This window comes from Vibrio sp. B1FIG11, from assembly GCF_905175335.1.
GTDB classification, from domain to species: domain Bacteria; phylum Pseudomonadota; class Gammaproteobacteria; order Enterobacterales; family Vibrionaceae; genus Vibrio; species Vibrio campbellii.
In genome coordinates, this window is sequence record NZ_HG992752.1 from 1,662,086 (window position 1) to 1,684,806 (window position 22,721).

Below are 22,721 nucleotides of genomic sequence, written 5' to 3' on the forward strand. Positions count from 1 at the left end.
CATTAATGAGGATAATGCCCGCTGTTATTAGCCTTAAACCAATTCACAAGACAGAAGCTTTGCCTCAAATTGCTCATCGATGCTGTCTGCAATCAGTTCAATTCGGCTTTCCGCGCAGTCATCCAACTCCACTTCCTGTAGCCCATCAGGCGTTAGGTTGTAGCCATAAATGCCATCGCCAGTAATAAACACCGCTTTCATGCGCTCTACTTCCAGCTCGACCAGAAGAGGGAGCAACTTCCGGCGATCGAACACTTTCTCTGGAGCAAAACGCCAACCGACACTCTGGAAACCTTCGCCTTCATTGGTCGCTTTAATAACGCCAGTCTCAGGCATTGGCATATCTGAAGCCAACGGCTTTTCACTCGCATGATGGTGGTGATGGTGCGGCGGATGCTCATGAATGGTGGTCTCACCTTCAAATTCATGAAAATGAATCACACCATGCTCCGCGAAAATCACCTTTGTATTCGGACGACCAACTTCCGCCACGTAAGCTTCGAGCTTCTGGGTATCACCCTCTTGATAGAGATCGAGCTTGTTACCCACCACTGTATCGGCAATCGCAATCTGTTGGTTGAACGTGTCATGCTGTGTATAGCGCACATCCGCAAGCTTACGCGCGTCGACCAAAGTGATGTTCTTTTGTAGCGAAAGCACTTGGCGATAGTGATCTGTCGACAACACTTGCAGTACTTCTTTCGGGTGGCCAAGCCCAGTAGGTTCAATCAGCAGACGGTCTGGCTTCGCTTCATTAAGTAGTTGGTTTAAGGCGATTTGCATTGGCAACCCCGCAGCACAGCACATGCAGCCGCCGGGTACTTCACGAATAAACACTTGCTGCTCTTTGCTTTTTTGCCCATGAACTAAACTGCCATCAACGCCAATTTCACCAAACTCATTCACTAATACCGCCCAGCGCTCGTTCTCTGGCTTGTTCGCCATCAAATTCAAAATCGCAGAGGTCTTTCCTACGCCCAGAAACCCAGTAATGATGTTAGTAGGAACACCAAGTATGGGTTGGTTCTCAGAGCTCATTGGCAATTCTCCTATAGCCTTGCACCAGCTCGTGGTTTGCCGAAACCACAGACTCCGAAAACGCCGAGTATTCTGGCGGCACTTTGGAGATGCTGTTCAAATCAAAGTCGGCGCCGATATTGGTCATCGGCGGAACATGGAAGTTCTCTGGCAAGTCTAGTCCATCCACCACGCAGTTATGGCGAATCACACAACCTGTGCCAATCACAGCATTAAACACCACTGAGTTAAAACCGATAAACACGTCATCACTGACTTCACATGGGCCATGAATAATAGAACGGTGCGCAATCGACGAACGCTCTCCAATGGTCACAGCTGCACCTGCTTTTGAGTGGATGACCACACCATCTTGAATGTTAGTATCGCGCTTGATGACGATGGCTTCCATATCGCCTTGCTCATTCACTTCATCAGCACGAATCACCGCATAAGGGCCAATAAAAACGTTATCTTCAATGATCACTTTGCCACAGATGATCGCCGTCGGATCGATGAACGCCGTTTCCGATACTTCCGGCATGTGACCAGTAGGGTTTCTTCTTAACATATTGATTTCTCTTTATTCGGTGCCATAAAGACACCCAAGCTACGGCAACTATACTTCTACAAATAAAGCCCAAAGAAAGCGGATAAATGTAAGCTTTCGAAAATAAACTGAGCTTTCAAATAATCTAAGTTTTTAAAAAACGTGAATCCTAGCGATCAAATACCAATCGCATGGCGTGTGCAGCGCGCTCATTCACTTGTTGGTTGGCATACACTAGGCCGCCATTGACCCATGTATTCTTAATTTGAGCCGAGAACTGATGGCCAGCAAATGGCGACCAACCACAATGGTACAAGCTGTTCTCGTTCGTCACTGGCGTTGGTGCTGCGGCATCAACAAGAACCAAATCAGCAAAGTAGCCTTCACGGATAAAACCGCGCTCATGAACGCCATAACGAATCGCTGGGTTGTGAGCCGTTTTCTCTACCACTTGCTCCATCGTCATGTACCCGCGAGCAACTTGATCAAACAAAGACAGCAGTGCGTGCTGCACCAAAGGTAAGCCCGCTGGCGCTTGCTCATAAGGCACCTGTTTTTCTTCCCATGTGTGAGGTGCGTGATCAGTGGCGATAATGTCAATTTGGCCAGTACTCAACGCTTTTAGAATGGCTTCGCGGTCGCTTGGGTATTTCACCGCTGGGTTACATTTAATTTGGTTACCACGCTCTGCATAGTCTTCATTGCTAAACCAGAGGTGGTGAACACACGCTTCTGCAGTGATGCTCTTACCTTGAATCGGGCCCGCTTCAAACAAAGCCAGTTCTTTTGCTGTCGTGATGTGCAGAACATGCAACTGACTGTTGTGCTTCTTAGCCAGTTCTACCGCATAAGAGGAAGACGCATAACACGCCTCGTCATCACGCAGTAACGGATGATCTTCAATGGTGAATACCGACTTCTCTTTGAGTAGTCGCTGTTTGTTTTGCGCAATCACAGGGCCACTCTCACAGTGCGTCACAATCAACACTGGTGAATCACGGAAAATGTCATCTAAGGCTTGAGGCGCTTCGACCAACAAATCGCCCGTCGAAGCACCCATAAACACTTTCACGCCGCAGTGCTTCTTCGGATCAAGCTGTTTGATTTGCTCAAGGTTGTCTTCGGTCGCACCAAGGTAGAAAGAGTAGTTCGCGAGGGAGCTCTGCTCGGCAATAGAGAATTTACGTTCTAGCGCCTCAATGGTTGTCGTTGCAGGACTAACGTTCGGCATTTCCATATAGCTTGTGATACCCCCAGCAACTGCAGCCCGGGATTCTGTTGCTATCGAACCTTTGTGCGTCAACCCCGGCTCACGAAAGTGCACTTGATCATCAATCATACCGGGAATCAAATAGCACCCTTTCGCATCAATCACCGTATCTTCCGGTTTCGCCGCGATGTTGGCTGAGATAGTGTCAATTCGCTGACCGACAATTCGTAAATCGGTCTCGATAATGGTTCCTTCGTTGACGACAAGGGCGTTTTTAATCAATGTTACAGACATAGCGGTTCAGAACTCCTTGCTGATGATGCTAGTAGTGGGAAGGGATAAACGTCATTGAGTGGTGATGAATACGCAGATAGAGGACATTCAAAAACAGCTATATTTACTTGGATTTAGCGCAGTCATCACAAACACAATTGATCTCTAATTGAGGGCTGACAACGGTGAAACCTTCTTCTTTTGCATGGGATTGCAGACCGTGAATTAAGGTTGGATCGATGGCTTGCTCGCTGATTTTGTTGCATTTGGAACAGATGAGAAATTGAGGAACGCCGTGTTCGTGCTCGCAGAGGATATGGGAGCAGACGATGTATTTATTGGAAACTTTAAGCTTGTGGGCTAAATGCTCGCCTTCAAGAAAATCCAGAATCCGATAAACTGACATCGCCTGAATATTCTTATCGAAGTGAGCTTTGCAGTAATCCACTAGCTCATAAGCAGAAAGCGCTTTATCGGCATGAACCAACGCTTGCAACACCAGCTTCCTCTGCAATGTTAACTGCTTTCCTTGAGCTCTAAAGCTGACCTCTACATGCTTAATAATGGCGTCAATATCGCTCATTCTCCCCCCACACAAGACACACGCTACCGTTTAATTCTTTAACAATTGTTATGTTATAACATAAATCAAAAATTCATCAAGGTGACGATCAAGCGAACACAACTTGGGTATGGGCATTAGATCCGTTACTCTAATTAACTCGTATCCCAAATCAAAATAATCAAAACGGATGGCTAGGATGGAACAAGTTGGCTCTCGAGCGCTGATTGTAGAAGGCGGCGCGATGCGCGGAGTATTCTCCTGCGGCATACTCGATCACTTTATGGAACAAGACTTCTCCCCTTTTGACAGCTTTTGGGGCGTCTCGGCAGGCGCTAGTAACTTAGCGGCTTACCTTGCAAAAATGCCGGGCAGAAACCTCAAGATCTACCTCGATTACAGCTTACGCAAAGAGTTTATCTCCCCCACGCAACTCGTGCGCGGTGGCGATATGATGGATTTAGATTGGATGTGGGACGTCACGCTCAAAGAATTAGGCATTGATCGAGCCAATGCTTACGCGTCATGTCCGATACAACCAGAGTTTGGAATTAATAAACAATCCACCAGCAGGCGTTGAGATCATTCAAATCTGCCCACCAGAAGGCTTTAAGTTAAAGCGTTTAAGCCGATCCCCTGAGCCTTTGCGTGAAGCTTATGAACTGGGTGTGGCATATGGTCAGCACGCCATCGAACGCTGGGAACAAAGCTAAACGCTCGCCCAACCCAAAAAGCGAGCTTCACTCAATCACCGATTCTCGGTCATAAAACCTGAACAACAAAAAAAGCCACACCATGTCGGTGTGGCTAATGCAAATTCGATGGCAGTGGATATCGTCTTTGCTTGCGTATAAGCCCAATTAACGGGCTCCAAATCACTTCGAGTTTTCCTCTCGTACTCAAACCTAGAGCATCATTTTCAAGACTCGGTACTGGCTATCAGGCATTAAACGCCTTAGTAGGTTTCAAACACGCCAGAATTGTAGTCTTGAATCGCTTGTTCAATCTCGTCGATGCTGTTCATCACAAACGGGCCATAGTGCACGACAGGTTCATTAATCGGTTCGCCAATAAATAGCAAAACGCCACTGGTGTCATTGGCTTGTAGCGCCACCCATTCTCCTTGAGAAAGCAATGCCATCTCGCCTTGCGTGACAACACGTTCACCCGCTTTGATGCTGCCTTTGTAAACATAGACCATCATATTATGATGTTTAGGCGTCATAAGATTGAGCGAGGCGCCTGAATGAGCTCGCCAATCGGCAACCGTCACCGGCACACCCGTTCGGCTCAATGGGCCTTGAATTACCTCATCACCAATGTTCAACTCACCAGAGATAACGCGGACTAAACCATGAGCCTCTGCACGATGCTCGGTAATGGTTTCCGGCTGGAAGTCGTGATACTGCGCCGGAGACATCTTGTCTCGCGCTGGTTGGTTAATCCAAATTTGGAAACCATGTAGTTCGCCGTCTTCCATGATTGGCATTTCACTGTGAATCACACCACGGCCTGCCGCCATCCATTGCGCGCCGCCGGAACGGAGCTCACCAACGTTGTTCATGTGATCACGATGCTGGAAGTGCCCAGTCAGCATATAGGTCAGTGTTTCAATACCACGATGTGGATGCGGAGGAAAACCGCCAACATAGTCTGCTCGTTGGTCTGATTTCAATTCATCCACCATCAAGAATGGTGAAAAGCTCGTATTGTTGAATCCGGCTACGCGACGAATTTTCACTCCATCCCCATCTGCTGTTGCGTGCGATGGAATGATCTGACGAATCTCTCTCACTGTACTCATAATATTGCCTCCCTTATTGGTATGGATTCATTGTAGGAAGACGGATAAAAATCATGAGGGGATGAAATTGTTCTACTCCATCAGTTTTTTTCGAACGAAAAAAAATTGAAAAATAAATGTAGCTATTTTTTTAAACACCCTGTATAGTGGCGGCTGGCTCTAGAAAAGAGCTGTTAATGCTACATTTAGTTTAAGTTCCCTCTCAGTAACACCCTGAACTCTCGGTTCAGACTCCTGCGTAAAACTTCCTCTTGATTGCACATTCAATAGCTTAAAAAAGATCCACCACAATTCGTATATTATTGTTTAATTTCAGAGGTTTTTATGTCTGGTAAAGTAACTGGTTCAGTAAAATGGTTCAACGAAACTAAAGGTTTTGGTTTCCTAACTCAAGACAACGGCGGCCAAGATGTATTCGTACACTTCAACGCTATCGTTGCTGACGGTTTCAAAACTTTGACTGAAGGTCAGAAAGTAAGCTTCAATGTAGAAGACGGTAAAAAAGGTCCTCAAGCGACTGAAGTTACTCCTCTATAAGATAGCTTTTCTTGGTGCAGCATTTCCTCGCTGCACCAAACTCTCTCCCCCTTCAAAAATTCCTCACACTTAACAACCCGCAAGTATTCTTGCTCGGTTTTCTGCTGCCTAAAATAAATGGGCTGCGGACACGATATCTATCGTTGGAACGTTATATCTATCAAATACGATAGCCATCGTTGGTATTTCACTTACTTAAAATTAGGAAAAATTATGTCTAAAAGAACAGGTCGCCAAAGACACTGGTACCAATTATTGAATAAAGAAAAGATCACTAAAAAACAGGAGAATAAATGATAGAGATTGAATTCCGTTTAAAACAACCCGACATCTCTTGGAACGCCAAAATTCATCAACTTAACAGTGATATTTTGAGGCGCCATATATTGCCAAAACTCCAATCCGCTTGCTATCTCATTGATTTTAAATACTGTGAGAAAACCTACTCCGGTGACATTCTGTGTGACTCAGGTTCAAAGCTAGGAAGTTTTATTATTAAATAAATCAATTTTCGTGCATTAATGAATGATGCGGAAATTTAGGAAGAAATTCCCAAGGTGAAAAACATGGCAAACAAAAGCAAGAAGCAGATTGAGCAAGAAAAGAAAGAGTCCGAACAAAACGCAGCTGCGATTAAACAAAGAACGCGCCGCCGAATTGAGGACATTATGGAGCAAAGAGAATTTGATAAAATGTTCGAGCTATAATTACATTTCCTTCCAATTCCTTTTCTTTACTCCTCTCAATCTAAAGTATCGATGTGCAAGGTATCGCCACCCCTTCTCTCAGTTCACAATGAGAGCTCACAATGAGCAACGCACAATAAACTCGATATGACTCCAAATGTTTCTCGCGTGATGATATTCAGTTTTAGCCACTGAACGTTCGAAAATCAGCAAGGTGTGTGCTGACAACGAAACCATCATGCGATGAAATCACTGCAACGTTATTTATCCCTTATCCCTTATCCCTTATCCCTTATCCCTTATCCCTTATCCCTTATCCCTTATCCCTTATCCCTTATCCCTTATCCCTTATCCCTTAGATAGTACAATTTCATCAACGGCTCTGGTCAACCTTCAATTTTTGCGTATAATCGCGCCGTTTGCTTCGTATAACCCCAATGATATGGTTTGGGGGTCTCTACCAGCTCCCGCAAAGTGCTGATTACGAAGAGTTGAGATCACTGTGGATCTTACTCTTTGTAATAGCGTTCGATTTTTCTCAATCTATACCTATCCTTAGAGTAATTGCATCCACAACAACCATAAGAAAAAGTGGGAGTTTATTATGAACGCATTTATTCAAGGTCTTCCAAAGGTAGAGTTACACTTACATATCGAAGGTTCGCTAGAGCCAGAGCTGTTGTTCGAACTGGCACAACGCAACAATATCGACATTCCTTTCGAGTCACCACAGGAACTGCGCAAAGCATACGAGTTCGAAGATTTGCAGTCTTTCCTAGATATCTATTATCAAGGCGCCAACGCGCTGCGTACGGAACAAGATTTCTATGATTTGACGTGGGCATACCTAGAGCGCTGCAAAGCCGACAACGTCATCCATACTGAGATCTTCTTTGACCCACAGACCCATACCGATCGCGGCATTGAGTTTGAGACGGTCATCAATGGTATTCACCGTGCTATGCAAGATGGTAACGAACAGCTAGGTATTACGTCTCAAATCATTGCCTGCTTCTTACGTCACCTATCGGAAGAGAGCGCGATTGAAACGCTGCAATCAATCATCAAGCATCAAGACAAAATCATCGGTGTCGGTTTGGATTCTTCAGAGCTTGGTCACCCACCAGAGAAGTTCAAACGTGCTTTCCAACAAGCCAAAGACGCTGGCTTACTGACCGTTGCACACGCTGGTGAAGAAGGCCCGGCACAAAACATTGTCGACTCTGTCGAGATGCTCAGTGTCAGCCGTATTGACCATGGAGTTCGCTGCGTTGAGGATGAATCATTAATGGATGCCCTGATCGAAAGCAAAATGCCCCTGACGGTTTGCCCATTATCGAACATTAAGCTGTGTGTATTTGATGAAATGGAACAGCACAACATTGTCGACTTGTTGCGTAAAGGCGTCGCGGTGACGATTAACTCGGACGATCCTGCGTATTTTGGCGGTTACATGACGGATAACTTCATGGCGGTCAGTAATGCTCACCCAATGACAAAGTCAGAACTCGCTCAGTTCACGATCAATGCGATTAACGCGAGCTTCATTAGCGAGGCAATGAAAGCCAAATACCGTGCACAAGTCGCTGATTACTTAGCAAATCACTGATTGATAAGTGAAGTGGCATAGTAAACTAGGGCTGGTTATCAGCCCTTTTTCTCTCCCGTAGAGCATGATATTCGTCTTCAAGAAAGAGCGTAGATCTGCACGGATATATGAGCTTTATATCAACACAGCTTTTATGCTAATACCAACTTTTCACGCAGTTTCTTCCCGATTTCTTTGCTTCGTAAAGTGCCTTATCGGCATTGGCAACCAGTTCATCAAAGCTTTGCCCTGCTTCTAATGTCGCGACACCAGCACTAAACGTCATGCTTGTTACGGGCGAAAAGTTTTCCTGCTTCATCTTCTCTTGCAAATTGATGGCAATTTGTTCGCTCTGTTCAATCGATGTTTCTCTCAACAGAATAACAAACTCTTCCCCACCCCATCTGGCAATAAGATCTTGCTTTCTCAAGTTTTTACTCAGGAAATCCGCTATATGTATCAACACTTGATCACCCACATCATGCCCAAATGTATCATTCACCGCTTTAAAGAAATCAAGATCGATCAGAATCAAGCAAGTGGTATCAAAAAGCATCGTCTTATTGGCCAACTCTTGATGCACTTGGCTAATTAAAGCCCGCCTGTTGAATAAGTTCGTCAGAGGGTCATACATCGCAAGCCATGTTAGCTTCTGATTGTTTTCATTTAATAACTTCACCGACAGCTCCAGATCATGGTTGGCATCGTTGAGCTCATTCGTTCTTTGCGCAACCACCACTTCCAGATTTCGATTATGCTGTTGAATCTCATCAATGGTGTTTTTAAATGCCTTCGATAGCTGCCCTATTTCATCTTTCGAGCTTTGCTCCACAAACTGAGTGTAGTGATTGTTCACCGAGTTTCTCACCTCGTCCGTAAGCTGCAAAATCGGCCGCGTTACAGAGTTAGTCAGATAGATGATGATAGGAAAGAAGACAATTAATACCAGCGATGAAGTTATGGTCACATCCTCGACTAACGCTTTAATATCAAGGAAAATGTCCGACTCTTTGGTGGTGACAAACAGCGTCCAACCGGGCAAACAATCTATCTCTGCAAAAGTGACAATCTTAGATTCACCGAGGTTTTCATCAAAGTAGTGGCCATACCCCACATCGTGTTGTTTTGTTTGCAAGGCAATGTCACCAAACCCCTTAAAACCAATATGGTCGACATCGAAAATGTTCGCATCAAGAATAAGTGACTTATCGGGGTGAGAGACCACATTGCCAAAGTTGTCGGCAATCCATGCATAACTGCTATTGCCAAGTTTGACTTCTGAAAGTCTGTTTCTGAGATGGTTTATTGATATCGACACCGCAACAATACCGCGCCAATCTTGCTTCGTATTAAAAACAGGAACACCAAGCGCAATCAATGGCTCTCCGGTAACCAAACCAATATGTGGCTTAGTCACGTGATGGCTAGCCAGTTTCCATTGCACATCATCCTTAATATCTGGCTGGGTGATTTGGGTTTTACGGCCTTGATAGTCAGTAAGATTCCAATCTTGGTCGACAAAGCTCGTATTAATCACCGCCTGCCCTAGTATGCTTTGAAGCCATTTCAGCTCTTCAATAATAAAAGGCACGTCCCCTTGTCTGACTCTTTCATGGCCACTGATGGTTCGTAAAGAGGCAATACTTCTTTGTAGCTCTTGGCTAATCACATCTGAATGGAGGTTAGAAACCTGAAGTGAGTTTTGTAGTGCAACATCAAAAACACGTTGTTGCTCTTTAAAGTACAGGACGCTAAATAAAATCAATACGAAACATATCGTCATCAAAGAATAGATGACAACAAACTTGGTTCTGATACTGGTAAAGAAAAACCAACCGTTCCGCACAAATGCCCTTATGACTTTAGGGGATATGCGTACAGTTTAGTTTGTAATTTAAGGTCATTCCATACGGTATCGACAGAATAATTACTGTAATCTAATGATTCTTAGTAAAATTCTCTGCAGCTAATAAACATTGTTCGCGTAACCACTGATGGCTTGGGTCATTAGTACGAGACGGATGCCAATACATCGCGACATCAATCGGATCTTTCATAAATTCCGCCTCTAGCTCTCTCAAGTTATAAAGTTTTCGGTATTGCTCCAAGAGCGTTTGTGGCATGAGTGCGAGATAATCACAACGTTGAATCAGAGGAAGTATCTCGATAATGCTTCCTGCCTGCCAAGCCACATGGCGTTGTCCTAAGATCTGCTCATTCTTAATACCTCGACCAAGCAAATAACCATTTTTTTGATCAAACTGAGATAGGGTGACGTGTTTCTCATTGAGGTACTCTTCAACGCTGATGGTTTTCCCTTTTAAACGTGGATGCTCTTTACGACACACAACCGTTAACTTATCTGACATCAACACTTTAGAACGCAAATGCGGATGCAAATTGGTTTGCGCTTCAATCACCAAATCACACTGTTGTGTTCTTAATAGGCTGGTTAAATCCATGGTGAAAAGCGGCTCTATTCTCGTATTGGTCTTTGGCGCCTTTTCGCTCAGCAGTGCAGCGAGTTCAGGCAACAGGGTAAAACTGAATACACTAAGGGAAGAGATCACAAAACGCTTATCGCACTCGGCAGGGTTAAATCGAGAATGCTCAGGCAACATATAAGCAATGCTTTCTACCGCACTCGCCAAAGTAGGATAGATATCAATGGCAAACGCAGTTGGGGATACACCATGACTTTCACGGACAAATAACGCATCCTTAAACACCTCACGGAGCCTTACTACCGCTTGGCTGACCGCAGATTGGCTTATACCCAGTCGTTGCGCCGCTTTGGTGTAACTCTTCTCTTCGACAATCGCCACAAAGGTTGGAATAAAACTGTAATCTGAGTGCTTCATAGATTATGTGTTCTCGAGAAATTTTATAATGATATGAGATTAACTTATATCATATATAACTCAACTTATGACGTTTTTTTCATACAATTCCGCGCATGTGATTACAAAAGACAAAACAACAATCACACGCTCAACGTTTTACCCTCACACATCGACAAAAGGTATAACTATGAACGTCATAAAAGCCATAGGTCGCGTCATCTTTGCGATTTTTATGGTGCTATTAAAGTTCTCACTTTTCATGGCTCTCATGCTCGGTGGCGCTTACTTGCTTGCACCCATGGGCACGATCAATTCGAAAGACATTGATATGAGCTTATTTACCAACACGCCCAACGACACCATGATGGTGATCTTCAATTCTGAATACTTCAGCGGTTATCTGTTCTCCGTTACCATAGCGCTTGCCATTTTTGTCATCTATTTGCTATGGCAGATCCACGAAGTGGCGGTACATCGAGCTCAAGAGAAGAAAAGCTCTCACATCCAATTGGTCTTTGCCCTCTCCCTTTGTGGCTTGTTCATCCATAAAGCATGGTGGGTTCTGGCGTTAATCATTGCGTTTGCCAACTGGGAGCACATCGGTAACTCACTAAGTAACATCATTCGCAATAGTCATCGCTCTTTTGAGCCTCAGAAACCAACCAAAGCGACGGAGGAGTAAGCCATGAAAGAGGTAATGATTCCGTACATTCTGATCATGTGGATTTTGGTCTCGACTGGTGCGATAAAGTGGACGTTCAAAAGTGCGTTTTGGATTATCTCAGGCGGTGTTTTCATCCTTGTGGTTCTAGGTATTCTCTCGCGCCTTTGGGCCCCTGTTGATCTCACTTACTCATCAACCGTTAAAGCGCCGCACTCGGTTCTTTCTCCGTTGCTTCGCGAGCAGATTGACCATATCTATGTTGACCATAACCAAGAAGTGAAAAAAGGCGATGTGATTTACACCCTCGTCGATACCACTTCCTTGGCCGATGTAGAAAAAATCAAAGCGAGCATCGTGCAACAAGAAGAGAACGTAGCTCAGTTAAAGCGCGATATCGTGCGCGGGAAAACGTCGCCAGAGATCTTCAAAGGCCGTGATATCGAATACTACGAATCACAGCTGCGCGTCGCACAGGCGTCACTAAAATCTTTGCATGCAGATTTAAAAAAGACCGAATTCGAGCAAAGCCGCAAGACAGTTAGAGCTCCTTACGATGGTCAAGTCGCGGTGGTGAACGTCGCCGATGGTAGCCGTGTGGGTAACATGCACATCTACGATACCTCGCGTAAGTTCTTGGAGATGCGCATTCCAGACCAAACCTATCGTTATGTAGAAAAAGGACAGTTCGCTGAGTTCTATGTTGATGCTTTCCCGGGCGAAGTGTTCCGCGCTCGTGTCCACAGTATCACCGCTGGTACCGGAGAATCATCGGTATCGCCATTACAAGGCCCGCAAAGTGTTCGCCAGCACGTAGGCGCGAACACCAGCAGCCATGGACGAACCGTGATCCTAGAGATCTTCGAGCCAGAAGGGAAATCCATTCCTATCGGCGCAACAGGTTCGGCTTGGATTGCCGCGAATAAGCCCCACAGCTTGTTTGGCTTTATCGACGTGATTGGCGCGGCAACAGTTCGACTTCATTCTTATAAGTCTTACCTAAACGCCATATAACCAACATACAAACCGCCGACTCAGGCGGTTTGTTTTTATGAAGCCTATTAAGCCCTTACATTTCGTCTGTGGTTAGGTGGTCGTTTTGGCGCTAGACTGAGTGAGCGAAATAACGCATACACAAAAGGAAGAAAATCATGATTCAACAAGGTCAAGCATTGCCTGCTGCGACGCTAAGCGAACTGACTGCCGATGGTATGGTAAATCATCAAGTAACAGAGCTGTTTGCAGACAAGAAAGTGGTTCTATTTGCAGTACCAGGTGCATTTACTCCGACGTGTTCAGAAGCGCACCTTCCGGGTTATGTTGTACTGGCAGACCAACTAAAGGCGAAAGGCGTGGACCTGATTGCTTGTGTATCTGTTAACGATGCATTCGTCATGCAAGCTTGGGGCGAGGCACAGAACGCGTCTGAGCTGCTCATGCTGGGCGACGGCGACGCAAGCTTTACCAAAGCACTGGGTCTAGAAATGGATACTGGCGGTTTTGGTGGCGTTCGTTCACAACGTTACGCAATGATCATCGACAACGGTGTCGTGACTACATTGAACGTTGAAGAACCAAAAACGTTTGAAGCGAGCAAAGCAGAAACCATCCTCGCTGCACTTTAAGCGCAAAGCTAAGATCACAAAACGGAAGCCGATGTGCTTCCGTTTTTTCTATCTGAATACGGTGAGAGTCCCGAGCGGTATTAGCTCAACGCGACACACTTGATAAAGATAAAGTTAGGGTACGTCGCCAAGCGTTGGTAGTGCTCCTGCGAGATTTCACGAATCTTCTCATTCACTTTACCCTCAGAGACAGCCAGCATCGCCATGTTACTGCCCGTAATTGCATCCGTAATGTCTTGCAATGAGCGGCGGTAGAATGCGACAGCAACTGGCTTTCCAATCGTGTCCCACACATCTTCGATTCGCTCTTTCTCAAAGTAATTATCCGATGCAGAGCATTCAAAATCGGCGAATGGATGATGAGTTGAGAATACAAACTGACCTCCAGGCTTCAACACGCGCTGAATGTCATTGAACAAGGGACGAAGGTCTTCAATGTAATGCACCATCAATGGACAAATCACCAAGTCATACTGAGCATTCGCCTCTTCAGGCAAACCAAGTGCCAAGTTCTGAGCATAAGCGTTGACCGAGTCACCAAGCTTGTCTTTAACGATATCAATCATCTCTTGCGCAGCGTCGATACAAGTCACGGAAGTGGCGCCGCGCTCCAAAAGAATTTGCGCGTAAATACCTGAGCCACAGCCTAAGTCCAGCACCTTTTTGCCAGCCACATCACCGACAAGTTCAAGGGTATTTGGGCGCTCAAAGTGCGCATTGTACAAGTTATCTTGCGCCGCTAAATCGTATTGCTTTGCGTAGGTGGTGTACATCTCTTGCTTCATGGTGACTCCGACAGGAAAAGTGGGATGCGAAGACTAGAAAATACTCGAAAACAAGTAAAGTAAAAAGCACGTCAGATGAGTGATCTTGCGCGTACATTGAAGAAGATTAGTGACTAGTGGTTAGGTTGAGCCTTTCCAACTGATTGCAAAGGCTCGATACATAACAATAAAGCGCTTATAGAAACGATAAGAAACTGCTCTAGCGCATTCGTACTACGCTGGTTTCTTGCTTGCGCTGCATTTCTGCAAATGTCATGACGAAGGGAGAAGATTGTTTAACACGGCTTGGCAATGAAGACAGTGCATTGTAGGCATCCTGCTTAGTCTTAAAATCCCCGACGGTTACGGTATACCAGCGAGTACCACGGCTATTCTTCCAGTTCACCCAAACCGGATGTTTCGGGTCGATGTAACGAATGTACTCTTTCACATCCTTCTCTTTCTTCAACGCCAACACCTGCATGGTGTAGTGGTTAGGGTTGAGGTAGCCATAAGCGTCTTGCGATGACATCACCCCCACACACTGCCCAGTATCGGCAGGTTGATGCTGTGGCATGACACAGCCAGTAAGTGACATAGCCAAAGTCAAAGATAGAATCTTTCGCACGCGTAACTCCGTTTTTTTGTTCTGAATGGTTCTCTTGATGAGTGCTCAAAACAAAAAGGCGACCATTTCGGCCGCCTTAGTAAATTTAATATTGGGAGTATTGGTTAGAACCAGCTTGCCACAAGACGTTTGAACCAGTCCATCAAGCGCTTAAAGATACCGCCCTCGTCAACAGGCTCTAGCGCAACCAGTTCCGCTTCTTTCACCACGTCACCGTCAACTTTGTACAGCACCTTACCAACCACTTGATTTTGTTGAATCGGTGCCATCAGGTCGCCGTTGTATTCCACTTCCGCTTCCAGCTTGTTCACGTCACCTTTTGGTAGTGTTAGGTAGATATCGCGGTCAACACCCACTTTTAATTCGTCTTGGTTACCCATCCAAACACGCGCCGTTGCCACTTCTTTACCCGCTTGTGTCGGAACAACCGTATCGAAGAAACGGAAACCGTAGCTCAGAAGCTGTTTACTCTCTGATTCACGTACGCTCGGGCTTTTCGCGCCCATCACAACCGCGACTAAACGCATGTCTCCGTTGGTTGCAGAAGTCGCTAAGCTGTAGCCCGCGCCGCTGGTGTAACCCGTCTTCATGCCATCGACACTCATGCTGCGATCACGTAGCAAGCCGTTACGGTTGTATTGGGTAATGCCGTTATAGGTAAACGACGTTTCGCTGTATAACGGGTAGATATCTGGCAGGTCACGAATGATCGCACGGCCTAGCGTTGCGATGTCACGCGGGGTTGAATACAGACCATCACTGTCCAAACCATGTGGGTTGGTAAAGGCAGAGTTAGACAAACCAAGTTGGTTCACCCAACTGTTCATCAAACCAACAAAGCCAGCTTCACTACCCGCAACATGTTCTGCGATGGCGACACTGGCATCATTCCCCGATTGAACAATCAGACCTCGGTAAAGATCAGAAAGTGAAACTGACGTCCCTACCTCGATAAACATCTTTGACGAATCTGGGAAGTTTTTCGCCCAGGCGTTGCGGCTTATCACCACTTCATCGTCTAGGCTGATGTTACCTGACTTAACCTCTTGGCCCGCAACATAAGCCGTCATTAGCTTAGTCAGACTTGCCGGGTTGAGACGCTTGTCGGCATCACGTTCCACCAGCACAGTGCCAGTGTGGTAATCCATTAAAACATAGCCACGAGAGCTCAGCTCTGGGGCATTAGGAACAACGGTAGGAGCAGCAAAACTAAACGCAGAAACAGCAGTCAAGGTGGTCGCTAACGTAGCATTGAATAAAGTGTTTTTTCTCATAGCAGCATTCTGTGGCTTACAACTTACAAACTAAGTCGAGTATATGGAAACGCTGTTCAGTTACAGCACCTCTGTTACGATTGGTTACGTTTACTCGATATTTGTCGAAAAGAATGCGAAGTCGGTTGAAGTTTATGCTTATTCGTTCGCCAATTCGGTGAAATCATGACTTGTGACTCGCTTCCATTGTTCACTCATTGCCGAGCTGACTAAGACACTTCCTCTTGAGCAAGCCATGCACAGACAACACCCCAGCAATACTTACACATCAAAACATTACACATCGTTGCATTTTTCATATAAAAGCCTGCCAAATATCGAAATAACGCCTAAAAAACCCTTTGAGTTGCATTGTTTTACACAAAACACTATGATCGCGTCGCATTTTTTAATTTGAACTCAAAATAATTGGAGGGCGGTTTTAGTGTTTTTCTTGTTCAAGAAGAGCACATTTAAAAAAGCGTATATGTTGTATTTATGGATAATGCACTAAAAAAATATAGTATCGACACTACCGACTATCAGGTTGGTCAAGATAACGTTCAAAAATGGGGATTTGATATCCACAATCCAGTATTCGGAATTAGTGCTGGTCTTGTTCTTCTCTGTCTTGCTTCTCTTCTCATTGTTGACCCTGCTACTGCTCGTGACGCCTTAAATGGTTTAAAGAACAGCATCATTTCAGACTTCGACTCGTTCTTTATGTGGTCAGCAAACTTCTTTATCTTATTCGCTATCGCGATTCTTTTATCTCCTCTGGGTAAGATCAGAATCGGCGGTAAAGACGCCGTTTCGGAACATTCAACCGTCTCTTGGTTGTCGATGCTTTTCGCTGCGGGTATGGGTATCGGCTTGTTGTTCTGGAGTGTTTCAGAACCAACGGCATACTTTACCAATTGGTTTGGTACCCCTCTCAATGTAGAACCTTACACGGAAGAAGCGAAATCACTCGCGATGGCCGCCACCATGTTCCACTGGGGCATCCACGGTTGGGCGATTTACGCCATTGTTGCACTCTCGCTGGCCTTCTTCGCATTCAATAAAGGTTTACCGCTTTCTCTGCGTTCTGCGTTTTATCCTATCTTTGGCGATCGCGCGTGGGGTTGGTTAGGCCACGTTATCGATATTCTAGCGGTACTCGCAACGCTATTTGGTCTCGCGACTTCTCTGGGCTTAGGTGCGCAACAAGCCACCAGCGGTATTAACCATGTATTTGGTTTAGAAGGTGGCATTGGTACGCAAATGATTGTTATCGCCTTCGTTACTTTTATTGCAGTGCTGTCTGTGATTCGAGGTATCGATGGAGGGGTCAAACTACTAAGTAACATCAATATGGCGGTTGCGTTCGCGCTGCTGGCTTTTGTGATGTTTATTAGCTTCGATATTGCGACAACATCCATTTGGGATACCGCTGTCGCGTACGCACAGAATATTTTACCGCTAAGTAACCCTGCCGGTCGTGAAGACACAGAATGGATGCATGGCTGGACAGTATTCTACTGGGCATGGTGGGTATCTTGGTCACCATTTGTGGGAATGTTCATCGCGCGCGTATCGAAAGGTCGTACCGTTCGCGAATTCATCTTCGCGGTTATCGTCATTCCAACTACCGTTACACTGGTTTGGATGGCAGTCTTTGGTGGTATCGCCCTTGATCAAGTCGTGAACAAAGTCGGCGAACTGGGTGCCAATGGATTAACGGATATCTCGCTTACTCTATTCCACGTTTATGACGCGATGCCGTTTAGCTCGATCATCTCAGTACTTTCTATCGTCCTGATTTTGGTGTTCTTCATCACCTCATCAGATTCTGGCTCATTGGTTATCGATAGCATCACTGCCGGCGGTAAGATTGATGCACCAGTACCACAACGTATTTTCTGGGCATGTATTGAAGGCTCTATCGCTGCCGTTATGCTCTGGATTGGTGGTAAAGAGGCACTGCAAGCGTTGCAATCTGGCGTTGTCGCGACAGGTTTGCCATTCACTTTGGTGCTGTTAGTGATGTGTGTGAGCCTGATTAAAGGGTTAAGGTCTGAGTTACCTGCCTATCAAAACGCAGCGCAGAAGGCGTCTGTCGCCTAATTCATCCTTGAGCAGAAACGTATAACAATACGGCTCATCGAAGGTTGAGATAACAAACGAGCGTCTATTTGGCGCTCGTTTTTTTGTATCTTGCTAACCACGCTCAGCAGGTACTCAACCAACACTTAAGGCCAGAACTTAGGACATAAAAAAGGTTCATCGCGGATAAGCGGGAACTAAAAACAAAAACGGTAGTAAGTGATAGAGTTTTATCGCCAAACAAAACCTACACAAACTACCGTTTTCATGTCGAATCATACTTTCCTATCTTCATTCTGGGAAGGCTTTCATATAGTAAAGTCTCATCAGACTGCTTCGTTAATAAAGCTCACTCTCAAACCTAACTCTATCGCTAAGTGTCCGTGCGGACTTAAAGCTCAAGCCATACATGAGTATCAATGGCGTAACGTGAAGGAAGCTACACTGTTAGGAACTCCCGTTGAACTATCCATTCAAACCCGACGCATCAAGTGCAGTCACTGCGGCATTAAAACAGAACGGCTATCTTGGTTGGAACCTTATGCTCGTATCACTAACCGCCTACGAAGCTATATAGAACAGTTGTTACCTCTGCTACCCATTAAACATATAGCCCAAGTGGCAGGCGTTCATTGGCACACAATCAAAGAGATAGATAAGCGTCGGCTTCAACAGGTAGTGCCGCAAGTTAAATGGGGTGAATTAAGGCAACTCGTCATGGACGAGTTTGCCATTTTTAAAGGACACCGCTATGCGACGGTCATTGCTGATGCGAAAAGTCATCAGGTTATCTGGATAGGACTGGGTCGTAGCCGCAAGGATATTCGACCGTTCTTTGAACAACTAGGTGAGCATGGCAAAAATATCGAAGCAGTAGCAATGGATATGAATACGGCTTTTGACCTTGAAGTCCAAGCGCATTGCCCAAATGCCCGTATTGTTTATGACTTGTTCCACGTTGTAGCTAAGTTCGGTCGAGAAGTGATGGATAGAGTGAGAGTCGACCAAGCCAATAAGCTAAAACAGGATAAAAAAGCAAGACAATGGGTCAAGCGTTCTCGCTGGTTGTTATTGAAAAATAAGGATAATTTAAATACACAACAGGAAAGCTACCTCACAGAAATATTGAATATGAATCAGGACTTGATGACAACCTACTTACTGGGTGCGCAATTAAAGGAACTGTGGCGTTGTGGCTCTGAACTTCAGGCTAGAAACTTATGGCAGGTATGGTGGGAGCAAGTGAATGAGAGTGGAATTAAGCCACTCAAAGAGTTCGCTCGAAAGCTTCGTCCATACCTTCATGGGATCACTGCTTCAGCAAGCTACCCGCTGAATACCTGTACGCTTGAAGGGATAAATAACAAGATAAAGTTAATCAAGCGGATGGGGTATGGCTATCGAGATACTGATTACTTCTTCTTAAAGATAAAAGCGGCTTTCCCCGGAAAGCCGCGATGAACCATAAAAAAGCCCCAAACAAAAAAAGAGTCGGGGCAAATAAAGCAATGAGTTATTGGTTAAGGGATACTAACTCACCACTGGAACAACGTCAGGTCTATGACACCAATTATTACGTGGTTTCACTTTGAAACGATCAAAAAAGGAATGCCGAAGCATTCCTTTTTGTTTACTGAGAAAGCGAGATTATTCTGGCTTTTTCGCCAGTGCCGCATCAATGTCTGCTGCGCTGTGACGCTCTGCCACTTGCTCCCACTCTTCACCCCATGCACGGTTAACGATACGACCACGCTGCACGGCTTCACGCTCATCAATCGCTTTCGCCCAACGCACAACGTTTTTGTAGCTTGCTACGTCTAAAAATTCAGCCGCATCGTAAGCACGACCCAGCACAAGGTTGCCGTACCAAGGCCACGTTGCAATATCAGCGATGCTGTACTCGTCACCGCCTAGGAATTCATTATTCGCAAGGCGCTTGTCTAGTACGTCTAGCTGACGTTTTGTTTCCATCGTGAAACGGTTAATTGGGTATTCAAACTTCTCTGGCGCGTATGCGTAGAAGTGACCAAAACCACCACCTAGGTATGGTGCAGAACCTTGCAACCAGAATAACCAGTTCATTACCTCAGCACGCTTTGCACCTTCTGTTGGTAGGAAGTGACCAAACTTCTCGGCTAGATAGAACAAGATGTTACCCGATTCAAAAACGTTCACTGGCTCAGCGCCTGAACGGTCTACCAAAGCCGGAATTTTAGAGTTCGGGTTGACGGACACAAAGCCAGAGCCAAATTGGTCGCCGTCACCAATCTTAATCAGGTATGCGTCGTATTCTGCTTCTGTTACGCCTGCCGCCAAAAGCTCCTCAAACATGATCGTCACTTTCTGACCATTTGGTGTACCCATTGAGTAAAGCTGGAATGGGTGCTCACCAACTGGAAGTTCTTGCTCATGACGAGCACCAGAATCCGGACGGTTGATACTCGCCCACTGACCGCCGTTTTCGTTATCGTTTGTCCAAACTTTTGGTGGAATGTATTCGTTAGTCATTGTTATCCCTTATTGCGTTTGAATGCATCTTCAAACTGACGGCTCTAGCGCGCCAGCAAGCATCATTAAAATCGTCCCTTCGCCATCGGCTTTGGACATACCCAAGATATTAGGTCGAATTCGCCAAATAAAAGTCCTGCCATCTCTTTTAGTTAGAACCTTTGGTTATGGGAATTTCTTTCACGATATAAGCAAAAACAGCGCGTTAATGTGAGCTAGGTTCGAGATGCCAATAATGAAGAACAGATCAGAGCCAGCGGCCCATCCATCATCTCGGTTTTGATCAAGCTAGCATCGTGGCAGCAGCTTATCGATAGCGCAAAACCGTGCAGGTAATCCGCCAATAGATCTAAGCTGTCTTTTTCTACTTGCTGGGATAAGCCCAAAGGCTGAACGATCAATTGATAGCGCTCGGTGAATACTTGCGCAGGGCCATGAGATGTCATGCTCAACATGGTTTGCAACAACCCGTTGTACTCACGCAAGAGATCGATATAACTAACACACAGGCTTTTGAGCTCACCTTGCCAATCTTCATTACTCAGTGGTTGATAAATTTCCTCCACCAGCGATGTGGTGAGCGCTTCAAGCAAGGCATTCTTATTTTTGAAGTAGTAATAGATCGCCATCGGATCCACATTCAGTTGAGTCGCTAAAGAACGAATGCTTGGTACCTTTCCGTCTTTTTTCATCAATAGCTTAGCCGACTCTAAGATGCTTTCTGCACTTAGCTGCGACTGCTTTGCGGTCGGTCTTCCGCGTTTCTTTTCGTTGACAGACATTTGATCTTCCCGATAAACTCAACATTATTCTACATTGTAGAATTAATTTTAACCCAACCTTTAGCTTGGCTCAAGCATCACCACTTAGATGAGGTACTCATGGCAAATATCGTATTTATTGCAACCAGTCTGGACGGTTACATCGCAGATAAACAAGGCAAACTCGACTGGCTACAATCCGTACCAAATCCAGACAACATTGATACTGGCTTCTTCTCACTGATGGAGCGTATTGATGGCTTGGTGATGGGGCGTAATACCTTAGATGTGGTACTGAGCTTTGATTGCGATTGGCCATACAGCAAACCCGTTTTCGTACTCAGCAATACCATGACGGAAGTACCACAAGGCTACGAAGACAAAGTATTTCTAGTAAAAGGTGAGCTCAAAGATGTACTCGCTGATTTGAATGCGAAAGGCTTTAACGAGCTTTACATCGACGGCGGTGTGACAATTCAGAACTTCCTCAAAGAAGATCTTATTGATGAAATGGTGATCACTCGCTTCCCTATTCTACTTGGCGGCGGCGCACCGTTGTTTGGTGACTTAGCACAGCCACTAAACTTTAAATTCACGAAAAGCGAGGTGGTGCTAGATACCTTGGTTAAAACCACTTACGTACGTGAAAGGTAGTTTGCCGCGATAGCTAGAACAAAAGAAAGGCGCCCTTCCTGATAGATGAAAAGCGCCTTTCCAATGTTCGAACCTATCCTGCTGTTACCGCTTTGCGCCAGATAGTCCATTTGATCCAGACTCAACGTAACCCGTGTGACCTATCCAAAGTTGATAGAAGTCGGTTTCATCATGTTTCGGGTTCCGACGCGCGAACTCCCAACCATTGCGCTTATAAAAAGTGAGTGCTCTCGTGTTCGTTCGGCTTACAGAAAGTACCGCACGCAAGCACCCCGCCTGGCTTAACGTTCTGACGATATACTCTTGCACTTTAGGGGCAAGCCCTAATCCACGAAAATTCGGTTTTAAATAAATAAGGTGCACATAGCCCGTGTCCGGCTCGGGCGAAAAGCTACGAAACTCGAGTTGCCCTGCAAACTCGCCATCCACAAATATATGAATGTAGAACCAACCTGATGTCGCTAATCGTTCCGAGACTCGTTCACGATAGCCGCTGATGAAGTCCTCGAAGCCATCATAGTGTCCGAAGCTGCAAAAGTACGCATCCTTCCTAGATGCAACACATAGCTCGAAATCGTCATCCATGTTTATCTGTCGAAAAGTAATTTCCATACTTACCTTTTTCCTAAATCAAATATAACGCCTAACTAAACAGGTAATAAACAGCGTCTACCACGCTTCCGGCATCCCCACAAGGTACTATGGTCAGGGA

The 22,721-nt window shown here is 45.5% G+C and carries 23 protein-coding genes, 1 pseudogene and 1 riboswitch; of the genes and pseudogenes, 11 read left to right on the top strand and 13 right to left on the bottom strand.

The genetic code is table 11. The annotated features are described in order from the left end of the window. Positions 1-33 precede the first annotated feature (33 nt). The 4 genes from KHO06_RS24070 to KHO06_RS24085 all read right to left on the bottom strand — a co-directional run bounded on the left by KHO06_RS24070 (position 34) and on the right by KHO06_RS24085 (position 3,633). Positions 34-1,038, bottom strand: coding sequence for a GTP-binding protein (locus KHO06_RS24070; protein ID WP_212582711.1), 1,005 nt, complete (start codon positions 1,036-1,038; stop codon positions 34-36). Continuing rightward, on the bottom strand, positions 1,028-1,588 hold the full coding sequence (locus KHO06_RS24075; RefSeq protein ID WP_005531901.1) for a carbonate dehydratase: 561 nt from the start codon (positions 1,586-1,588) through the stop codon (positions 1,028-1,030). The genes KHO06_RS24070 and KHO06_RS24075 overlap by 11 nt, the downstream gene beginning before the upstream one ends. A 148-nt stretch (positions 1,589-1,736) precedes the next feature. Further along, the gene (locus tag KHO06_RS24080; RefSeq protein ID WP_212582712.1) at positions 1,737-3,071 is read right to left on the bottom strand and encodes a dihydroorotase; all 1,335 of its coding nucleotides are present in this window, start codon (positions 3,069-3,071) and stop codon (positions 1,737-1,739) included. 103 nt (positions 3,072-3,174) lie between these two features. Beyond that, complete coding sequence (locus KHO06_RS24085) at positions 3,175-3,633, bottom strand: transcriptional repressor (protein ID WP_010647262.1); 459 nt, start codon at positions 3,631-3,633, stop codon at positions 3,175-3,177. Between the two features lie 178 nt (positions 3,634-3,811). Between KHO06_RS24085 and KHO06_RS24090 the strand changes: the two are divergent. Beyond that, positions 3,812-4,325: pseudogene (locus KHO06_RS24090) on the top strand (DUF6363 domain-containing protein). Between the two features lie 242 nt (positions 4,326-4,567). Here KHO06_RS24090 and KHO06_RS24095 read toward each other — a convergent pair. Next, positions 4,568-5,416 (bottom strand): pirin family protein, encoded by an 849-nt coding sequence (locus tag KHO06_RS24095; RefSeq protein ID WP_045399078.1) that lies wholly within the window; start codon positions 5,414-5,416, stop codon positions 4,568-4,570. 324 nt (positions 5,417-5,740) lie between these two features. On the opposite strand from KHO06_RS24095, the gene KHO06_RS24100 reads away from it, so the two are divergent. The 4 genes from KHO06_RS24100 to KHO06_RS24110 all read left to right on the top strand — a co-directional run bounded on the left by KHO06_RS24100 (position 5,741) and on the right by KHO06_RS24110 (position 8,248). Further along, on the top strand, positions 5,741-5,953 hold the full coding sequence (locus KHO06_RS24100; RefSeq protein WP_005426339.1) for a cold-shock protein: 213 nt from the start codon (positions 5,741-5,743) through the stop codon (positions 5,951-5,953). A gap of 293 nt (positions 5,954-6,246) precedes the next feature. Further along, positions 6,247-6,456: a hypothetical protein gene (locus tag KHO06_RS26655; protein WP_005452681.1), complete on the top strand. Its 210-nt coding sequence runs from the start codon at positions 6,247-6,249 to the stop codon at positions 6,454-6,456. A 63-nt stretch (positions 6,457-6,519) separates the two neighbouring features. Beyond that, positions 6,520-6,660, top strand: a complete 141-nt coding sequence (locus KHO06_RS24105; RefSeq protein ID WP_005426350.1) for a hypothetical protein — start codon at positions 6,520-6,522, stop codon at positions 6,658-6,660. A gap of 383 nt (positions 6,661-7,043) precedes the next feature. Next, positions 7,044-7,143: riboswitch (purine riboswitch) on the top strand. A 100-nt stretch (positions 7,144-7,243) separates the two neighbouring features. Next, a complete protein-coding gene (locus tag KHO06_RS24110; RefSeq protein ID WP_212582713.1) occupies positions 7,244-8,248 on the top strand; it encodes an adenosine deaminase in 1,005 nt (334 codons plus the stop codon). 136 nt (positions 8,249-8,384) lie between these two features. On the opposite strand, the gene KHO06_RS24115 is transcribed toward KHO06_RS24110, so the two are convergent. Together KHO06_RS24115 and KHO06_RS24120 are read right to left on the bottom strand one after the other, a co-directional pair. Then, positions 8,385-10,010: a diguanylate cyclase gene (locus tag KHO06_RS24115; protein WP_212582714.1), complete on the bottom strand. Its 1,626-nt coding sequence runs from the start codon at positions 10,008-10,010 to the stop codon at positions 8,385-8,387. Positions 10,011-10,164: 154 nt separating this feature from the next. After that, positions 10,165-11,088: a LysR family transcriptional regulator gene (locus tag KHO06_RS24120; protein ID WP_212582715.1), complete on the bottom strand. Its 924-nt coding sequence runs from the start codon at positions 11,086-11,088 to the stop codon at positions 10,165-10,167. A 169-nt stretch (positions 11,089-11,257) separates the two neighbouring features. Between KHO06_RS24120 and KHO06_RS24125 the strand changes: the two genes are divergently transcribed. The 3 genes from KHO06_RS24125 to KHO06_RS24135 all read left to right on the top strand — a co-directional run bounded on the left by KHO06_RS24125 (position 11,258) and on the right by KHO06_RS24135 (position 13,356). Then, positions 11,258-11,752, top strand: coding sequence for a magnesium transporter (locus KHO06_RS24125; protein WP_212582716.1), 495 nt, complete (start codon positions 11,258-11,260; stop codon positions 11,750-11,752). A gap of 3 nt (positions 11,753-11,755) precedes the next feature. Further along, positions 11,756-12,745 (top strand): efflux RND transporter periplasmic adaptor subunit, encoded by a 990-nt coding sequence (locus tag KHO06_RS24130; protein ID WP_045372411.1) that lies wholly within the window; start codon positions 11,756-11,758, stop codon positions 12,743-12,745. Between the two features lie 137 nt (positions 12,746-12,882). Then, positions 12,883-13,356, top strand: a complete 474-nt coding sequence (locus tag KHO06_RS24135; RefSeq protein WP_005531886.1) for a peroxiredoxin — start codon at positions 12,883-12,885, stop codon at positions 13,354-13,356. 80 nt (positions 13,357-13,436) lie between these two features. Here the strand turns inward: KHO06_RS24135 and KHO06_RS24140 are convergent, their stop codons facing one another. From KHO06_RS24140 to KHO06_RS24150, 3 genes are all read right to left on the bottom strand, one after another. Then, entirely contained in the window at positions 13,437-14,141 is a 705-nt protein-coding gene (locus KHO06_RS24140; protein WP_212582717.1) for a class I SAM-dependent methyltransferase, read from the bottom strand. Between the two features lie 199 nt (positions 14,142-14,340). Next, positions 14,341-14,748, bottom strand: coding sequence for an SPOR domain-containing protein (locus KHO06_RS24145; protein ID WP_021018135.1), 408 nt, complete (start codon positions 14,746-14,748; stop codon positions 14,341-14,343). Between the two features lie 104 nt (positions 14,749-14,852). After that, complete coding sequence (locus tag KHO06_RS24150; RefSeq protein WP_212582718.1) at positions 14,853-16,022, bottom strand: D-alanyl-D-alanine carboxypeptidase family protein; 1,170 nt, start codon at positions 16,020-16,022, stop codon at positions 14,853-14,855. 477 nt (positions 16,023-16,499) lie between these two features. Here KHO06_RS24150 and KHO06_RS24155 point away from each other — a divergent pair, with 477 nt between their 5' ends. Beyond that, positions 16,500-18,107 (top strand): BCCT family transporter, encoded by a 1,608-nt coding sequence (locus tag KHO06_RS24155; RefSeq protein ID WP_212582719.1) that lies wholly within the window; start codon positions 16,500-16,502, stop codon positions 18,105-18,107. A gap of 246 nt (positions 18,108-18,353) precedes the next feature. Continuing rightward, positions 18,354-19,547, top strand: a complete 1,194-nt coding sequence (locus tag KHO06_RS24160) for an ISL3 family transposase (protein ID WP_212583430.1) — start codon at positions 18,354-18,356, stop codon at positions 19,545-19,547. Positions 19,548-19,733: 186 nt separating this feature from the next. On the opposite strand, the gene yghU is transcribed toward KHO06_RS24160, so the two are convergent. Both yghU and KHO06_RS24170 read right to left on the bottom strand, forming a co-directional pair. Next, entirely contained in the window at positions 19,734-20,594 is an 861-nt protein-coding gene (gene yghU / locus KHO06_RS24165; RefSeq protein WP_038890748.1) for a glutathione-dependent disulfide-bond oxidoreductase, read from the bottom strand. Between the two features lie 215 nt (positions 20,595-20,809). Further along, entirely contained in the window at positions 20,810-21,376 is a 567-nt protein-coding gene (locus KHO06_RS24170; RefSeq protein WP_045380114.1) for a TetR/AcrR family transcriptional regulator, read from the bottom strand. A 99-nt stretch (positions 21,377-21,475) separates the two neighbouring features. Between KHO06_RS24170 and KHO06_RS24175 the strand changes: the two genes are divergently transcribed. Beyond that, positions 21,476-22,009, top strand: a complete 534-nt coding sequence (locus KHO06_RS24175) for a dihydrofolate reductase family protein (protein WP_212582720.1) — start codon at positions 21,476-21,478, stop codon at positions 22,007-22,009. A gap of 84 nt (positions 22,010-22,093) precedes the next feature. Here KHO06_RS24175 and KHO06_RS24180 read toward each other — a convergent pair whose 3' ends face one another. Beyond that, on the bottom strand, positions 22,094-22,621 hold the full coding sequence (locus KHO06_RS24180) for a GNAT family N-acetyltransferase (RefSeq protein WP_212582721.1): 528 nt from the start codon (positions 22,619-22,621) through the stop codon (positions 22,094-22,096). Positions 22,622-22,721: the final 100 nt, after the last annotated feature.

What these genes read in the sequence shown, in the direction of transcription:
- KHO06_RS24070 (WP_212582711.1), bottom strand. Translation starts at nt 1,038, where the DNA reads ATGAGCTCTGAGAACCAACCCATACTTGGTGTTCCTACTAACATCATT.
- KHO06_RS24075 (WP_005531901.1), bottom strand. Translation starts at nt 1,588, where the DNA reads ATGTTAAGAAGAAACCCTACTGGTCACATGCCGGAAGTATCGGAAACG.
- KHO06_RS24080 (WP_212582712.1), bottom strand. Translation starts at nt 3,071, where the DNA reads ATGTCTGTAACATTGATTAAAAACGCCCTTGTCGTCAACGAAGGAACC.
- KHO06_RS24085 (WP_010647262.1), bottom strand. Translation starts at nt 3,633, where the DNA reads ATGAGCGATATTGACGCCATTATTAAGCATGTAGAGGTCAGCTTTAGA.
- KHO06_RS24095 (WP_045399078.1), bottom strand. Translation starts at nt 5,416, where the DNA reads ATGAGTACAGTGAGAGAGATTCGTCAGATCATTCCATCGCACGCAACA.
- KHO06_RS24100 (WP_005426339.1), top strand. Translation starts at nt 5,741, where the DNA reads ATGTCTGGTAAAGTAACTGGTTCAGTAAAATGGTTCAACGAAACTAAA.
- KHO06_RS26655 (WP_005452681.1), top strand. Translation starts at nt 6,247, where the DNA reads ATGATAGAGATTGAATTCCGTTTAAAACAACCCGACATCTCTTGGAAC.
- KHO06_RS24105 (WP_005426350.1), top strand. Translation starts at nt 6,520, where the DNA reads ATGGCAAACAAAAGCAAGAAGCAGATTGAGCAAGAAAAGAAAGAGTCC.
- KHO06_RS24110 (WP_212582713.1), top strand. Translation starts at nt 7,244, where the DNA reads ATGAACGCATTTATTCAAGGTCTTCCAAAGGTAGAGTTACACTTACAT.
- KHO06_RS24115 (WP_212582714.1), bottom strand. Translation starts at nt 10,010, where the DNA reads ATGACGATATGTTTCGTATTGATTTTATTTAGCGTCCTGTACTTTAAA.
- KHO06_RS24120 (WP_212582715.1), bottom strand. Translation starts at nt 11,088, where the DNA reads ATGAAGCACTCAGATTACAGTTTTATTCCAACCTTTGTGGCGATTGTC.
- KHO06_RS24125 (WP_212582716.1), top strand. Translation starts at nt 11,258, where the DNA reads ATGAACGTCATAAAAGCCATAGGTCGCGTCATCTTTGCGATTTTTATG.
- KHO06_RS24130 (WP_045372411.1), top strand. Translation starts at nt 11,756, where the DNA reads ATGAAAGAGGTAATGATTCCGTACATTCTGATCATGTGGATTTTGGTC.
- KHO06_RS24135 (WP_005531886.1), top strand. Translation starts at nt 12,883, where the DNA reads ATGATTCAACAAGGTCAAGCATTGCCTGCTGCGACGCTAAGCGAACTG.
- KHO06_RS24140 (WP_212582717.1), bottom strand. Translation starts at nt 14,141, where the DNA reads ATGAAGCAAGAGATGTACACCACCTACGCAAAGCAATACGATTTAGCG.
- KHO06_RS24150 (WP_212582718.1), bottom strand. Translation starts at nt 16,022, where the DNA reads ATGAGAAAAAACACTTTATTCAATGCTACGTTAGCGACCACCTTGACT.
- KHO06_RS24155 (WP_212582719.1), top strand. Translation starts at nt 16,500, where the DNA reads ATGGATAATGCACTAAAAAAATATAGTATCGACACTACCGACTATCAG.
- KHO06_RS24160 (WP_212583430.1), top strand. Translation starts at nt 18,354, where the DNA reads ATGTCGAATCATACTTTCCTATCTTCATTCTGGGAAGGCTTTCATATA.
- yghU (WP_038890748.1), bottom strand. Translation starts at nt 20,594, where the DNA reads ATGACTAACGAATACATTCCACCAAAAGTTTGGACAAACGATAACGAA.
- KHO06_RS24170 (WP_045380114.1), bottom strand. Translation starts at nt 21,376, where the DNA reads ATGTCTGTCAACGAAAAGAAACGCGGAAGACCGACCGCAAAGCAGTCG.
- KHO06_RS24175 (WP_212582720.1), top strand. Translation starts at nt 21,476, where the DNA reads ATGGCAAATATCGTATTTATTGCAACCAGTCTGGACGGTTACATCGCA.
- KHO06_RS24180 (WP_212582721.1), bottom strand. Translation starts at nt 22,621, where the DNA reads ATGGAAATTACTTTTCGACAGATAAACATGGATGACGATTTCGAGCTA.